10 protein-coding genes are annotated in these 16,802 nt (G+C 50.9%); 5 read left to right on the plus strand and 5 right to left on the minus strand.

The window, feature by feature from the left end:
* The first annotated feature begins 567 nt into the window (after positions 1–567).
* On the plus strand, positions 568–2,796 hold the full coding sequence (pflB, locus tag AC1S52_RS14250) for a formate C-acetyltransferase (protein WP_482029683.1): 2,229 nt from the start codon (positions 568–570) through the stop codon (positions 2,794–2,796).
* Between the two features lie 165 nt (positions 2,797–2,961).
* Here the strand turns inward: pflB and AC1S52_RS14255 are convergent, their stop codons facing one another.
* From AC1S52_RS14255 to AC1S52_RS14265, 3 genes are all read right to left on the minus strand, one after another.
* On the minus strand, positions 2,962–3,579 hold the full coding sequence (locus AC1S52_RS14255; protein WP_482029684.1) for a rhodanese-like domain-containing protein: 618 nt from the start codon (positions 3,577–3,579) through the stop codon (positions 2,962–2,964).
* A gap of 349 nt (positions 3,580–3,928) precedes the next feature.
* Positions 3,929–4,354: a TIGR02588 family protein gene (locus AC1S52_RS14260; RefSeq protein WP_482029685.1), complete on the minus strand. Its 426-nt coding sequence runs from the start codon at positions 4,352–4,354 to the stop codon at positions 3,929–3,931.
* Positions 4,351–5,232: a TIGR02587 family membrane protein gene (locus tag AC1S52_RS14265; protein ID WP_482029686.1), complete on the minus strand. Its 882-nt coding sequence runs from the start codon at positions 5,230–5,232 to the stop codon at positions 4,351–4,353. Before AC1S52_RS14265 ends, AC1S52_RS14260 begins: the two co-directional genes overlap by 4 nt.
* 486 nt (positions 5,233–5,718) lie before the next feature.
* Here AC1S52_RS14265 and AC1S52_RS14270 point away from each other — a divergent pair, with 486 nt between their 5' ends.
* From AC1S52_RS14270 to AC1S52_RS14285, 4 genes are all read left to right on the plus strand, one after another.
* Positions 5,719–6,069 carry an ArsR/SmtB family transcription factor gene (locus tag AC1S52_RS14270; protein WP_482029687.1) on the plus strand — a complete coding sequence of 117 codons (351 nt, stop codon included), beginning with the start codon at positions 5,719–5,721 and terminating at the stop codon, positions 6,067–6,069.
* 31 nt (positions 6,070–6,100) lie between these two features.
* Positions 6,101–7,078, plus strand: a complete 978-nt coding sequence (locus tag AC1S52_RS14275) for an SRPBCC family protein (protein ID WP_482029688.1) — start codon at positions 6,101–6,103, stop codon at positions 7,076–7,078.
* Between the two features lie 42 nt (positions 7,079–7,120).
* Complete coding sequence (locus AC1S52_RS14280; protein ID WP_482029689.1) at positions 7,121–7,243, plus strand: hypothetical protein; 123 nt, start codon at positions 7,121–7,123, stop codon at positions 7,241–7,243.
* 125 nt (positions 7,244–7,368) lie between these two features.
* The gene (locus AC1S52_RS14285; RefSeq protein ID WP_482029690.1) at positions 7,369–7,860 is read left to right on the plus strand and encodes an anthrone oxygenase family protein; all 492 of its coding nucleotides are present in this window, start codon (positions 7,369–7,371) and stop codon (positions 7,858–7,860) included.
* On the opposite strand, the gene AC1S52_RS14290 is transcribed toward AC1S52_RS14285, so the two are convergent.
* Both AC1S52_RS14290 and AC1S52_RS14295 read right to left on the minus strand, forming a co-directional pair.
* Positions 7,853–8,596, minus strand: coding sequence for a Uma2 family endonuclease (locus tag AC1S52_RS14290; protein WP_482029691.1), 744 nt, complete (start codon positions 8,594–8,596; stop codon positions 7,853–7,855). The genes AC1S52_RS14285 and AC1S52_RS14290 overlap by 8 nt on opposite strands.
* 239 nt (positions 8,597–8,835) lie before the next feature.
* Entirely contained in the window at positions 8,836–16,731 is a 7,896-nt protein-coding gene (locus AC1S52_RS14295; protein ID WP_482029692.1) for a PAS domain S-box protein, read from the minus strand.
* Positions 16,732–16,802: the final 71 nt, after the last annotated feature.

A 16,802-nucleotide genomic window follows, 5' to 3' on the forward strand; every position in this document is an offset into this window, starting at 1 on the left:
GGGTGAGGTACATCTCATCTGTTTGACTCAAGGGTTCTATAACTATCCATGTACCTCACTGGATTCAAAAACGCTATATCAGCATTACCGAACAGTTGCTGGTAAGTAGACAGGCGCAATTATTTGTAAGATACGGCAGCCTCTTGATCAAACAACAAACTTTTGAGCAATATGGGTTACGCTACGCTAACTCATCCTACGTTTAATTCAACCCACCTACTTAGCATGGTTAAACCTGCCCATACAGACTGGCGTGTGATTGAATTCCAGTCCCACCTTTTTTAAGAATTCCCAACTTTGCCGTAAAAAAAGAGGCTTCGCTTCTTTAGCTCATAAGCTTCATCATCTCTACATGCAAGTGCTTTAACGCCGTGAACGTTGATCCATTCACCCCAGGCTCAATAGGTAAGCCACAGAAACTTTAAAGCCACCTGCAAAACCTTAGAGTCCTCACAAGTTCCCCAAACTTTTGTTCTATAACCGGATGGAGACGAGAAACAGGCAACTTGACCCTTGTGACTCATCACTAAACCTTGACTGCCTATTCAAGCAGGAGGCAACAACAATATGTTTGCGCAATGGCAAGGATTTCACTCTGGCAATTGGATGAATGAAGTGGATGTGCGTGGCTTCATCCAATCCAATTACACACCCTATGAGGGGAATGAATCGTTTGTAGCAGGTGGAACCGCTCGGACGCAACGCCTCTGGAGTCAAGTCAAAGATTTAATGGCACAGGAGCGAGACAAAGGAATTCTCGATGTCGATACGGCGATCGCTTCCACGATTACTTCCCACAGTCCTGGCTACATTGACCGGGATCTGGAACAAATTGTAGGGTTGCAGACCGATCAACCCCTGAAACGAGCGATCATGCCTTTGGGCGGCATTCGTGTAGTCAAAGCATCCTTGCAGGCTTATGGCTATAAACTCGCCCCGACGACCGAGGAAGTCTTTACCCGATATCGCAAAACCCATAACGATGGCGTATTTGATGGCTATACCAAAGAAATTCGCTTGGCTCGCCATTCCGGGATTATTACCGGGCTACCCGATGCCTATGGGCGAGGACGCATCATTGGTGACTATCGCCGTGTACCACTGTATGGCTGCGATCGCCTGATTGATGCCAAAAAAGACCAACTGACATCACTGGAAGTTGACACGATTGATGCGGATACCATTCAACTGCGCGAAGAAATCAATGAACAGATTAAAGCCTTGTTTGAGCTAAAAGAAATGGCAGCAAGCTACGGCTTGGATGTTAGCCGCCCCGCTGCCAATGCCAGAGAAGCTGTGCAGTGGCTTTACCTGGCTTATCTGGCAGCGGTGAAAGAGCAGAATGGCGCAGCGATGTCTCTAGGACGGGTATCGACCTTTCTAGATATTTATTTTGAGCGTGATTTGCAGAACGGTACTATTTCCGAATCAGAGCTTCAGGAATTGATCGATCATTTTGTGATGAAGCTGCGTATGGTGCGCTTCCTACGAACACCGGACTACAATGATTTGTTCTCTGGTGATCCTACCTGGGTAACGGAGTGTATTGGTGGGATCGGTGAAGATGGTAGACCACTGGTTAGCAAGACCAGCTTCCGTATCCTCAACACCCTTTACACCTTAGGTCCTGCCCCGGAACCCAACCTGACTGTCCTGTGGTCAGAACGATTGCCGATCGCGTTCAAACGTTACTGCGCCAAAGTTTCCGTAGAAACCAGTTCGATTCAGTACGAGAATGATGATTTGATGCGCCCCTATTGGGGGGATGACTATGCGATCGCCTGCTGTGTGTCTGCCATGCGGATTGGTAAACAAATGCAGTTCTTTGGGGCACGGGTGAATCTAGCAAAAACGCTGCTTTATGCCATCAATGGCGGTAAGGATGAGAAATCGGGTGAACAGATTGGACCCGCTTATGCTCCCATTACCGCTGACTATCTGAACTATGACGAGGTAATGCAAAAGTTTGATCGGATGATGGACTGGCTGGCAAAGGCATACATCAATACCCTCAATGTCATCCACTACATGCATGACAAATACTGCTATGAGCGGTTAGAAATGGCATTGCACGATCGCGATGTATTCCGCACCATGGCGTGTGGTATTGCTGGATTGTCCGTGGTAGCAGATTCGCTATCAGCCATCCAATACGCCAAAGTCAAGGTTGTGCGAGATGAACATGGATTAGCGATTGACTATCAAATTGAAGGAGACTTTCCAAAGTATGGTAACAATGACGATCGGGTCGATCAAATTGCCGTCGATCTGGTGAAAGGCTTCATGAATAAACTGAAGCAACACAAGACCTACCGCAATTCTGTGCCAACCCAGTCTGTTCTGACGATTACTTCCAATGTGGTTTATGGTAAAAAGACTGGCAGCACACCAGATGGACGGAAGGCAGGTGAACCGTTTGCACCCGGCGCAAATCCTATGCATGGGCGGGATAGCAAGGGCGCGATCGCCTCACTGGCTTCAGTCGCCAAACTTCCCTACGCCTACGCGCAGGACGGTATCTCAAATACATTTTCGATTGTGCCAACCGCACTCGGCAAGGTAGAAGGCGATCGCTTGACCAATCTCGTGGGTCTGTTAGATGGTTACTTCCACGATGGCGGGCACCATATCAATGTGAATGTCTTGAATCGTGATACATTACTCGATGCCATGGAGCATCCTGAACTATATCCTCAGCTTACGATTCGTGTTTCTGGTTATGCCGTCAACTTCATTAAACTAACCCGTGAACAACAGTTAGATGTGATTAAGCGAACCTTCCACGATCGCTGCTGACGGTGTTGCCATAACTATTGGTTTAGAAATTGCTATATCCGCCAATTCTCGCCCCCTGCCGCTTCCGTAGAAGAGTAGCAGAGGGCGAGGAATGATGAAATGATGGCAACCTTGGCTGAACCGCTGTGGGTTAAACCCACGATCGATCCAAATCAGTGCTGATGGTTATTTCATTTGCCGCTCTCTGGCTCTCTCTTCCGCAAACTCCTTCAGACGAGAGACTACATTGTAAGCAGCAGGACCCGGATTGTTATCGGTAGCCGGACCTTCAACCAGGCCCCCAATCGCTTGCCAGGACTTCATTCCACCCTGGATGACAGCCACCCGTTCCAGTCCAGCCTCACGCAGGAGATTAAGCGCAGAAGCGGCTTCATCATCGCTAGTGCCGTAAACGTAAACATCCCGCTTGGCTTCCAGGCTGAATTCAGCCATGTCACGCAGCGTATCCGTTGGCATATTCATCGCACCTTGAATATGGCTCTGATTGAAAGCGTCGCGATCGCGGATATCTAGAATAGTTAGACCGGGTTCACCCCATTCCAGGCGGGACTTGACTTCATGGGCACTAGCTTGACCAACCGTAATTCCAGATTTAGGAGTGGGAATCGGAAGTTTGCTAGCTATATTCTCCTGGAATGCTTCTTTCCCTTTCTCAATAGTTCCTTCTTCTCTTTCATGGGCAGCCTGGAACTTATCCCGAACTTGATCAGGATTTTTGGGCAAGCTTTCTTCCAAATTTCTCTGCATGTTTTCAGGTTTCATGTTTTCTTGAATGTTATTCATAGATCTAAACTCGCTTTCCACATCTCTTAGAATGTAACGAACGCTTCAATTCGATTCCTCCTTCCTTGGAAGTAAGGGTTCTAAATCTATTCCCAAAGAACAAAAAGTTTCCAGGAATACTTTTTGATGGCTGGAGAGTTAAGAAGGTAGGCTAATTAAACGTAAGACTTACTGTAGGGTGGGTTAAGGCACGTAACTCACCGTCGCATGATTACGCTAATAACCTAGTGCATGGCTTCGCTGAGGCTGGGCTAAAGCTCATCCATCCTATAGTTGACATTTTTTATCCAATCACGTTTCATGTGCTTGGCAATACGCTCAAAGTCGGTATGACATTGAATTCCTCTGCCTAAGGAAGTTTATAACTGGAAACTCGCAAAATCAGGTTGCCCTTGCGCGGATCTTTGTCAAAGATAAATGCGCCTTCTTCTTTCTCGTCTTGAGAAAGAAAATCAATCACAAATTCACCCGATTCATCCACCTGTCCGTTGATCTGTAATTCTGCAACAACCTGGACAGACTCAGCCGTTTCTCCCCCTTTATTCGATATTTCAAAGGGAACATAAAATTTACCATCAATTTCTCTAATGGACTCAGTGCGATCAAGGGTCAGAATAGGAGGTTCCTGCCGTTTGGTGATCCAGGAGTAAACCACTAACCCAGCGATCGCCACCAAAATGAAAAAGGAAACACTAAAAGTGACCCATTCCGCCGAATTACGGGGCGGTCGCTTCGTCTTTTGTAGCCAATGATCCTCCTTCTGCCTCTGATTCATACTGCCAACCGTCCCGCCGCCCCGCCAATCGTTGCTGGCAAGCCCAGAATCAGCGTGTAGTTTAACCACAGTTGCCAGGGGTCATCCCAATTCAGTTTGTCAAAGAAAACCAGCATCACCGCTGCGCTGATAAGGGAGATCAGATATGAGATGACCGTTTCACTCATTGGATGTTGAAAAATACCTTGCTGCTGGTGGCGTTTTTGCTGATTGGCAAACCCTGCTGCAAATACGATCGCATAGGAAATCAATAAAGATGCCGCCATGACTGCCAGTAGACGCAAACCTGAAACCGCCGATGCCAGCATGGGCACTTCATCCGTAGGGGCAATATTGAAAGCAATGATGATAGCACCGATGATAGTGCCGCCAACATCAGACAGGGTAGCATTCAGTTTTCCGTTTTTGTCCTTCGTTCGGGAAGGATGATCGCTCTTCTCGTCATTTCCCTGCCGATCACCACTCAAAACCTGATTAGCTAAGGCAACTCCCAGGGTAAACGGAATTCCTTCATAAAGAATTTTGCCTACCGTCTCATGCAAGGGCGTATTAAATGTAATTTCTCGGAGCAACACCAGCACTAAACTGGTGCAAACCATTCCCAGGGCGATCGCCTCTACAGAGTCCATCAATGCATTGATTACGGAAGTATCCTCTGTTTTGCGAAAGCCTGCGGTGCGATTCAACATAAATACGATCACAAAAGTCAGTAGCAACGCCAGCAACATTCGCGGTGGCTTCACAGAAGCCCCAATCCACCAGACCTCCATCGTATAGATCAGGGGGATGCCGAACAGGAATCCGCCCGAAGCCCCACGAATCAAATCATCCAGTTCATTAGCCCAAGGATTACAGCGACGATCCCTTCGACTTTCCATAGATGTTTTACAACAAATAGGTTGCTATACCATTCACTGCCTCACCCTGCCCTTGTTCCCAATGCTCTGATCTTCATGGCAGAACATAAATTGAACATTTGGTAGATGGCAAGATGCAATAGGTGTATATAACTTTATACTCAGCCCAGTACAAATACCACCTACTAAAGGGTAGAAATTGATTAGCATTAGCACAGCCATGACGCAGGCTACGAGCGTAACCCATACTGTTGATTGGTGACTTCACGATTGGCGCTGGTTCTTACAAAGGTTGGCACTCCCCTTTTGTCCGTAAGCACCGCCCTGCATTTCATACCATCTCGCTGCATTCACTGCGCTGTGTTATCTCTGCCACCAGTTCGTAAGCGCGCGATCGCAACCCAAAAGTTTAGGAAATAGAATCTATCAGCGCTTGACATTCTGGGATAGTACATTTAACCTATTAGTTAATTAGCCAGTTGGTTAAATAAAGCCGTCCAAACCTAAATGTCCACTGATCAACTGAGCGTCACCTTTGCTGCCCTTGCTGATCCGACTCGGCGGGCTATCCTGGCTCATCTTGCTCGGGGTGAAGCATCGGTGACTGAATTAGCCCAACCATTTGAAATGAGCCTGCCTGCCATTTCAAAGCATCTTAAGGTGTTAGAACGTGCTGGATTGATTGCACGGGGTCGAGAGGCTCAGTGGCGACCCTGTCGGTTAGAGGCAGAACCACTAAAGGATGCGGCAGGTTGGATTGAGCAATATCGCCAATTTTGGGAGGAAAGCTTCGATCGCCTGGACGATTACCTCCAAGAATTACAAGCAGAGGAAAAGAAACAGGGTCGTGAACCATAGCCTGTAACGTTCCATTCTAAGGAGAAACAAAATGGTAAGCCAAAATAGCGCCACTGACACGCAAAGCGAACGCGAGATCGTCATTACCCGCGTTTTCAATGCACCCCGCGAACTTGTGTTTAAAGCATGGACAGAGCCACAACACATTGCCCAGTGGTGGGGACCCAAAGGCTTTACAACCCGTGTCACTGAATTTGATCTGCGTCCGGGTGGTCAATCGCGCTATGTCATGGTTGGTCCTGATGGTACCGAATACCCCGGTAAAGGGGTGTTTCGTGAAATCGTCCCCCCTGAACGCATCGTCACGACTGATGAATTTGACGAAGGCTTTGAGCAGGTGATCAATACAGATTTGCCCCAGGGAATGGTAATGACAGTCGTGTTTGAGGATCTGGACGGTAAGACAAAACTCACCCTCCAAATTACCCATGCATCTGCGAGCGATCGCCGCAAGCATGAAGAGATGGGAGTCGTCGCCGGATGGAATTCTAGCTTTGATTGCCTTGACGAATTTTTAGCGAAGCAAGCCGAACAGCAGCACAATGGTTTTGCATTAACCTTGCCATCGGATCGAGAAATCCTCGTAACCCGTGTGTTTAATGCTCCACGGAAACTCGTGTTTGAGGCATGGACTCAGCCAGAGCACGTTAAGCGCTGGTTTGGGGGTTGTACCAGCATGACAATGACCGTGTGCGAAATTGACCTGCGCGTGGGTGGCAACTGGCGCTATGTCTTGCATGACTCCAGCAACGGCATTGAACATGGGTTCTCAGGCGAGTACCGCGAAATTGTACCACCGGAACGATTAGTTTCCACCGAACGCTACGAACCCATTCCCAACAGCGATCACCTGAATACCTTCACGCTGACCGAGGAAGGCGGGAAAACAACGCTGCACATCCACATCCAACACCAGTCAAGGGAGCAGCGGGATGGACATCTCCAATCCGGCATGGAAGCGGGACTGCGTGAGACTCTCAACCGTCTCGAACAGCTTCTGATCTCATGACTTACAGCCATTTTTATCGGCATCAACCAGTTATGGTTTTAGGTGCGGACATGGGTTTCAAAATTTGGATGGGCACATTTGGATATTCGTTTAGGCAGCACTTATCGAGCCTGTATTTCGATCGCCAATGCCCGCGCCAAAATCATTGAGCTAGTGGCTGCATAGGGCAGATTGTTTCTACGTTTGCTCGATTGAGTTGTCAACAGGTTATTAAAGGAAATAACTCGAATGAATCAAGAAACCAAATGGCGTGGGGAGTGTTCGTTAGCAGACCAGGAGGAAATGAACCTATGGTAACGGTTGATCCCTTATTTTTTTCATTGAAACTGTTCTCAGCGCTGGGTTGTGGGCTGGTCGCTGGAGTCTTCTTTGCCTTTTCGACTTTTGTGATGAACGCCCTTGCCCGCCGACCAACATCAGAAGGCATTGCCACGATGCAGTCGATCAATATCACCGCGATCAATCCCTGGTTTATGATTGCGATCTTTGGCACGGCTCTAGTTTGCCTATTTTTGGCGGTTGCGGCATTGCTGAAGTGGCATCAACCGGGCGCTATCTATGTACTGGCTGGTAGTTTCCTCTATCTGACTGGAACCGTTCTGGTCACTATCCTGTGCAATGTACCGTTGAATGATGCACTGGCGATCGCCCAACCCGATAGTCCGGATGCTGCCAGCCTGTGGACTATGTATCTGACCAACTGGACCTTCTGGAACCACCTTCGGACAGTGGCTGCGCTTGCAGCCGCCGCGTTACTCACAATCTCGCTCAGCATCAAGTAAGGCTCTCTGGATCAACCCCTAACTCTCGTAGCTTGGCAGCCAAACGTTCCGCCCGTTGCTTTTCCTGCTCTGCCCGTTCGTCCCCGGTCAGGAGAAGATTGCCCTCGCTATCCCACCAGCGTAACCAGGGCAAGGTCTGATTGAAATGTTTTCCGCTCCAAATTCCCAGTTCAACGTTTAAGGGTGGCACCGGATAATGCCCTCGCTGATTTGGAACGGATCGCTGGTAACCGTTGCCCACCAGTTCATAGACCTCTACCGAAGCCTTCTCGACTTCATAGATCGCATAGAACGGCACTCGAATTGCCTGCTCATACACCCAGAACTTCCCAGCTTTGGATTCGCCCTCGGCAAAGGGAGAAGTCACATCGCGCTCCTCAGTACCATCTCCTGGCACAAACTCGATCACAATTAAGGGTGCGATAATCTCTTTCCACAGGACATAGGATCTACGTCGTTCCCCATCAAGTAGGGGGGGGACATTGGGGACATAGAACCAGTCAGGGGCTTCAGCGCCACGATCCAGTGGCTCAGTCAGTCGCCAGTAAATACCACAATCTTGTCCGATCGCATACTGTCCATCAGGATGTAACGCATCCAAAACCGGAATGATGGAACTGGTAAGTAGCAAGCTTTGGGGATGCTCTTGAAAGTTTTTCACAAAAGTACCATCGGACTCCGGCAACTGCTTGTGATTCGGCAGGGTGAGATGGGATGGGGAGTTGGCGATGGTCATGGGAAAAATCCGTGAAACGATACCAGCCAATATTTCCCTCATTTTAACTGCTCGAGGGCGTTGCTGATTTTGGGTATGAATTGGGAGTTGTATGAAGTGAAACTTCGTTCCAATTCATACTGCTATTCAGCACCACCCTGATCGAGTAGCTGAGGAAGACCAGTCTCGTTCGATTTGAGGCGCAGTCCAATCTCTGCCCAGCCCCCGAAATCTTTGAGATCTTGGAGGGCTAAAACCCGCTAGTTCGTGCCTTGAGTCAGTTCCAGAATTTCATCGAAGTTGTATTGCTGCACCAGATGGGTGAGTGCTTCTGCCAGGGCGCGATCGCCCGCTGGGATTTGCTCCACCAATTGCCGGATCTGATCGCTATCCACAGCCAGGGCTGCCTGGTGCAGTTGCTTGACCCATTCAGGCGGCATCGAGTCGAAGGACTCTGGACTGAGGCTAAACACGGGGATGGCGGTTGGAGGCTCTGCTGATGGCTCATTACCTCCCTCTACCGAGGGTTCCGCTGCATACACATACTGCACTCCCAAATGGGTTGCCATCTTTTCAAAAATTACCGCCTCCCGGAAGGGCTTGATCACCAGATCGTCGCAACCAGCGGCAAGGATGGTGGATTGCTGTTCGTCAAAGGCACTGGCGGTCAGGGCAATAATCTTTGTAGAGTTTTTGACACACAGTAGAACGCGGGACTTCACATCCCGAATTCGTCTGGTGGCTTCGTAGCCATCCATAACCGGCATTCGCATATCCATCCAGATCAGGTGAGGATGCCAGGTTTGCCATTGGGCGATCGCCTCCTGCCCGTTATTGGCAGTGCGGACTTCAAAACCCACTTTCAGTAATAGTTGGGTGACCAGATCGCGGTTTTCGGGGCGATCGTCTACCACCAGAATCCGATAAATCGGTTGATCGGGGGCAAGCCCAATCACCTGCTTGTAAGCGACGGGGGCAGGCACAGCCGTTGAATCGACTAACCGCACTGGCACATCAAAACTAAAAACCGATCCCTGTCCCAGGGTGCTGGTAACACTAATACTGCCACCCATTAGTTGAACAAACTGGCGGCTGATTGCCAGCCCCAATCCTGTGCCTTCCCTATTCTGGTTGCCACTCGATGTCTGAACAAATGGTTGAAACAGGGTTTCGAGTTCGTCAGGAGCAATCCCAATGCCGGTGTCTTCCACTTCAAAGTAGAGGATCCACTGGTTATCGGTTGGCTGCCGCTGAACGTCATCAACGTTTCCGTGACGGCTGAGGACAGATGCCGCCAGGGATACCCTACCAGCCTGGGTGAATTTGATTGCATTGCTCAACAGGTTAATTAAAATCTGCCGCAGTTTCCCTTCATCTGCAACTACATACTGGGGTAAATCAGCAGACTGATCAAACTCAAGCGCCAGATACTTATTGTCTGCCCGCTCCTGAAACATTTCATAGACCGTGTGCAGCAACAGGTGTAAGTCGAAGGACTCTGAGTTCAGAACCGTTCGTCCAGCTTCAATTTTGGACATTTCCAGGACATCGTTGATCAGCGTCAGCAGGTGTTCCCCACTGCGGTTGATCGTTTCTAGAAAGTTGCGCTGTTGGGTTGCCAGACTCGTATCTCGCACCATCAATTGGGTAAAGCCCAGGATGGAGTTGAGCGGCGTTCGCAGTTCATGGCTCATGTTTGCCAGGAAGGTGCTCTTTGCCCGGTTCGCCGCTTCCGCCGCTTCCTTGGCAACCATGAGCGCAGTTTCAGACTGTTTACGCTCCAGTTCTGCTCCGGCACGGGCAGCAAACACCTTGAGAATGAGTTCCCGTCCCGGATCGGGCTTCATTGGTTTGTTATCCGTCACTGCCAGGTAGCCCAGCATCTTACCGGAGGAATCGCGTAGGGGAATTCCCAAATAGCTCTCGGCTTGCAGCATTGGAATATAGGGATCGTAGGGGAAAAGGCTGGGCACATTTTCCGGGTAGAAGTAGAGTTGCTTCCCTCTAACCACGTTTTCACAGGGAGTGCCACACAGATCAAATTCAAAGTTGTCTCTAAATGCCCCCCCCAGCCACATTGCCAGCAGACGCACGCGGGTATGTTGCTCATTCGACCATTCGGTGACAAAGGCACAGTGAACCTGAAGGACCTCTGCCAGATAGCGGGCGCAGGTGCGGAAGAAGTCGTCACCCGTTTTGGCTGCCGTGCCTTCCACAATCAGGCGCAGAGCTTCTTCCTGCCGTTTGCGTTCAGTGATATCTTCGGAGATGCAGAGCAGGTAGGTAGGGTTGCCCTGGCTGTCAAACAGGGGCAGTTTCATCGATCGCGCCAGAATCGTGCCCTCCCTGGTCTGAATCGGGTACTCCGGAATTTCATGCAGGGTGCCCAGGTCAACTGCCATTTGATCCTGTTTCCGATAGGCATCTGCCAGTTCTTTGGGCAACAGGTCGTAATCATTTTTGCCGATCGCCCCTTCTCTGGGAAAGCCCAGAATCTGATCAGAGTTCTGGTTAATCAGAACATAGCGGAAATCGTTTTGGATGTCTTTGGTAAACAGTGCCAGGGGAATGTTGTTTAGAATGCTATCGAGGAACTGCTGAGACTGGCGCAGTTCTGCTTCCAACTGTTTGCGATCGCTGATGTCGGCGATCACCCCTTCCAGGCAATGCTCATCGGGGTTGAGCCGTACCGAGTACATACCCCAGCGAATGGTTCCATCCAGACGGCGAAACTGCATTTCAAAGTTGTTCACTTCTCCCGTCTCCTGGAGTTCATTCAGCATTCGCTGGCGATCTTCTGGGTTGATGTAAAATTCAGTGCTGTAATGTTGATTAAGCAGTTCTTCAGGAAACTGATATCCGGTAAATTCTACATACTTTTGATTGGCTTCCAGAATTAAGCCATCTTCAATGCCGGTACGGAAGATTCCCACCTGGGAGTTGTTGAAAATATTGCGGAACTTCAATTCACTCAGGCGGAGGGCTTCTTCAGCACGTTTGCGATCGCTGATATCCCGCGCAATGCCAATCAACCCCCGCACATTTCCCTGCCCATCGCGGTAGAGGGTTTTGGTGGTGAAAAAAGTGTGTACTTGACCCCGAATTGGGACGGCTTCTTCAAAGGTTTTGACCGTTCCTTCGGCAAAGACGGTGCGATCTATGGCTTCAATCTGCCGAGCTGTCTCTGGGGGAAAGATGGCATAGTCATCTGCACCCACAATTTCCTGGGCAGGTTTGCCAAAGGCTTCAACAAAAGCACGGTTGACCAGGATGTATTGCCCCTCCAGGTTTTTCACAAAGATAAAGTCGCTGGTGCCATTGATCACGCCATCCAGCAGGTTCAGATTTTCCTGGATTTGGGCTTCGGTGCGCTTGCGATCAGTAATATCCCGCGCCACGCCCATGACCATGACCTGCCCATCGGAATCGCTGATGGGAGACTCATTACAGCTAAACCAGCGCCAGCTACCATCCCGGTGCCGAATCCGCAGTTCAAGGTTCTGTTGCTTTTCCCCCTGGACAACGACCCGTTGCAAAACGTCACGGCATCGGTCTAAATCATCCGGGTGGGCGATCGCTGTAAAGGATCCCTGTTCTACTTCGTTCAGGGCATATCCCAGAATCGAAGTGACATTCGGTGAAACATAGGTGAAGTTACCCTCTGAATTATGTACATAAATAATGTCATTGGCATTTTCAACAATGGTGCGGAACTTTAATTCGCTGCGTTGTAAAGCCTCTTCCGTTCGTTTGCGTTCAGTGGCATCCGTTCCGACGGAAAGAATTTCAATGATATTGCCATCCTCGTTCAGAATTGGTTTGTTTGCCCACATCACCCAGACTCGTTCACCGTTCTGACGAATATTTTCGTTTTCATTGACGGCATAGTTTTCGGGATGGTGTTGCATATCCCGCACCATTGCCTGGAGATTGCGCCCAGAACTTTCAAATTGAGGAACGATGGTGCCCACCACATTGTGATGGAGAATTTCACTGGCATGGTAGCCAAAGAAATGCTGACCATAATCGTTAATGAATTGCATGGTGCCATCGGTGCCCCAGCGAATAATGATGCTGTTTGCCGTTTCCACCAGATCCCGGTACTGTGCCTCACTTTCCCGCAGTGCCTCTTCTGCCAGTTGGCGTTCGGCTTCAATCCGCTTTTGTTCAGTGATGTCCCGGGCAATGCCCACAATCAGTGGACGACCTTCCACATCCTGGGAAACCGACATATTGGCAACCTGCCAGCGCCAGCCACCCTGCTGATGGAGAGTGCGATATTCAAGCCCAAACTGGTTTTCGCTGCTGGTGAGTGCCCGGTTCACTGCCTCCAGGCAGATAGGTAAATCATCGGGGTGAATGTATGGTGCAAAGGATTTGCCCTCCATTTCCGCTGGTTCATACCCGTGGGTATGGAACACATTGGGAGAGATATACGAAATGATGCCTTCGGGGGTGAGGGAAAAGATAATATCATTGGCATTTTCGACAATCGTGCGAAACTTCAGTTCGCTCTCCCGCAGGGCGGCTTCTGCCCGTTTTCGTCCAATCCCCAGGGCAATTTCGCTGGCGGCGAACCCCAAAGCCTCTGCGATCGCATCTGTAATGGGTTTGCGGGAGAACATCGCAATCACTCCCTGGAACTGATCGCCCAGCATCAAAGGATAGCTGGCAAAGGCGACAAACCCCTCCTGGTTCACCCAGTCTTGGTTGAAGGTATGGGAGTCGTTCTGGATGTCATTGGTAATGATGGGCTGGTGATCCTGGGCAATTCTGCCAATTTTGGGGCTACCCACTGGAATCCGACTGTAGGTACCATCCAGACGGGTGTACATTCCGGCACTGGCTTTTAGCTCCATCATGTTTTCTTCCGCGTTCAAGGTCCAGATGCGGGCGAAGGCGGCATTCAGATGAACCACGACGGCAGCGGCGCAGCGCTGGAGCATGACTGGCAGGGTGTCGCTTTGTGCCAGGGCGTTGTCTACGTCAGCCCGGAATGCCTCCAGGCTTGCCTGCTCTGCCAGAGCCGCTTCCACTTGCTTGCGCTCGGTCAGATCTTGGATGATCGCCTGGATGAAATGGCGATCGCCGACGACCACCGTGGTCAACCACACCTCCACCGGAAACTCGGTGCCATCGGGACGCTGATGAATCCATTCAAACCGGCTGCTACCCTGCTCCAGGGTGAGATCAATTAACTGACTGGCAAGGCTGGCAGAGTCCTGTCCATCCATCTGGTAGGGGGGGGATAGTTCGCTGGGATACTTACCCACAATGTCCTGGCGCGGGTAGCCAAGCAGGTCTGCCGCTGCCTGGTTGCAGTCAAAAAAGCCGGTTTCATCCAGCAGCAACACGGCTAAACCCGTCGCTTCGTAGAGAATCCGGAATCTGGCTTCTGATTGGCGCAGTGCCTCTTCTGCCTGTTTGCGATCGGTAATGTCAATCAGGACACCCAGCATCCGCACCGGCTGACCCGCTTCGTCATAAACACCCCGTCCCTGATCCAGCAACCAGCGCAGGCTGCCATCGGGAAACAGGAGGCGATATTCTGCTTCAAAATCGGCGTGGTTTGCCAGAGATGCCTGCAACGTCTGTCGGAATGGATCGGCATCATCCGGGTGAATCCGGTTAAACCAGGCATCACCAGGGGCATCGGTTTCCTCAGGAGCAATTTGCAGTAATCGGATCGCGCTTTCATCGAGCAGCATTTGGGCAGCGGCAATGTTCCAGTCCCAGGTGCCAATCCGAGCAAATTCCAGGGTCAGTCGCAGCTTTGCCTCGCTCTCCCGCAGCGCGTCCTCTGCCAGTTTGCGATCGGTGATGTCAATCAGGACACCCAGCATCCGCAGGGGTTGTCCGGCATCATCGTAGACACACCGCCCTCTGGCAACGATCCAGCGAATGCTGCGATCGGGATAGATCACGCGATATTCAGCCTCATAGTCGGTGTGGGTTTGCAGGGCATGGGTGAGTGCCTGCTCCACCGGGTCAATGTCTTCTGGATGCACCAGATTCCGCCACAGGGGGTAGCTGACTTCTACCCCTGGTTCCAGCCCCACCAGCCGCATGGATTCTTTGCTGGCGATCAGCGATCCCGTCACTAAGTCCCAACTCCAGATGCCAATCCGGGAAAAGTCGAGGGTTAATCGTAACCGTTCTTCGCTCTGGCGCAGGGCGGTTTCTGCCTGTTGGCGTTCGGCTTCGACCTGTTTGCGTTCGGTAATGTCCATGCCGGTGCCAATCATGCGAATGGCTCTGCCTGCGCCGTCGTGGAAGGTTTGACCTTTTCCAGCGATCCAGTGAATGCTGCCGTCTGCCCAGAGAATGCGGAATTCAATGTCGTAATCGGTACCCCGTTCAACAGCATGGGTAATTGCCTGACCCACCCATTGCCGATCCTGGGGATGAACAATCTGAAGAAACTCCTCAAAGGTACCGCCAAAGCTGCCCGGTTCCATACCGTGGACTTCTTCCAGATTGTCAGACCACTTGACGGCTCCGGTGAGGATATTCCAGTCCCAGATGCCCATCTGTCCGGCTTCGAGCGCCAGCCGCAGGCGTTCTTCGCTGTTCCGTAGTGCCTGTTCAGCTTGCCTCCGTTCCGTGATGTCGATGCTGGTGCCTTCATAATAGAGAATGGCTCCTCTAGCATCTCGCACCGTGCGGGCGTTTTCGGATACCCAGAGGGTGCTGCCATCTTGGCGGTAAACCTCTGTCTCAAAATCGGTAACGGTGTCATGGGTGGCGAGACATTGCCTGAATTCCTGCCAGCGATCGCCCTTCACATAAACCGGCTGGGAAATAGCCGTCAGATGGGCAATCATACTTTCGGGCGATTCGTAGCCGTACATCTGAGCCAGGGTGGGATTGACACTCAGGTACTGCCCGTCCGGTGTGATCTGGTAAATCCCCACAACGGCATTTTCAAAAATGCTGCGATATCGCTCCTCTGCCTGCCGCAGGGCGGCTTCTGCCTGTTTCCGATGGCTAATGTCCCGCACAATGCAGACCAGCCCCCCGGTCTGGGTGGCAGACAGGGAAACTTCCTGGGGAAAGGCACTGCCATCGCGACGAATGCCGATCGCCTCTCCCTGCCAGTGCCCATTCTGTTGAAACACCGGAAATGCCTCGTGTTCCAACCGTTGTTGTTCGGCTTCGCTGTACAAAATTTTCCAGTTTTTGCCAATCAATTCCTGAACGTTGTCGTAACCATAGATGCGGGCGTGGGAGTCGTTCAGATATACATAGGTTTCATTTGCATCCAGGATGGCAATGCCGTCAATCGAGGCTTTGATGGCAGTTGCCTGCTGTTGCAGTGCCTGCTCGTTCCGCCTGCGTTCTGCTACGTCACGGAAGCTCCAGACCCTACCAATCACCTGATCCCCGTTGCGTAGGGGTTGGGAGTAGCGTTCAAAAATGCGCCCGTCTTTGAATTCCAGCGTATCCAGAACCGTTTCCTCTGGGCGATCGCGAAACAGTTCCCATATCCTGGCGGTGAATCCCTCTGGATCTTTCGTTTGTTCACTTAGCGCGCTCAGGCGTTCGTCCGCTACTCCAGGTTGCATCAGAGACTCGGACAAGCCCCACATTTGTAAAAATTTCTGGTTATAGACGGGGGTGTTGCGATCGTGGGTTACGACCAGAATGCCGTCTACCGTTGATTCCAGGGTTGCCTTCAGCAGGGAGAGGGTCTTTTCCTGTTCCTGCTCAACCTGCTGCCGTTCCGCTGCCACGCGGTTCGCCTGGGTGACATCCCGCAGAACCAGCACCACCGATTGTCCGCCCTCAGAACTGATCGGGTTGGCTATAATTTCCAATTGCCGGGAGCGATCGCCCTGAGGGAACCGATAGTCCGTTGTCTGGTACTCCCGCCGCCGCGCTTTTGCATCTGGATAGTCCTCTGGAGGCACGGGTTGACCGGACTTGACCAGCGGCAGCAGATGATTCAATGGGGAGCCAATCAAGGAGGTGGGAGGATGCCCCATCAGGCGATCGAAGGCAGGGTTGTACCACTCAATTTGCTGCTGGGCATCTGTCCAAACAATCGCATCGGCGATCGTGCTCAGCGTCATCTCCATCTTGCTCAGAGTCGCTTGCAGGGAATTTGGCGGATCTTTTGCCGGATTATTGGCTGGATCAAGGGAGGCGGTGTCCATAAGAGCTTCCTTTACTGGACAGAGGACTATACAATTCGGGTGTCTTTTGCAAAAATTAACGTCAAACAGGA

This window comes from Kovacikia sp. CALU 1929, from assembly GCF_056784235.1.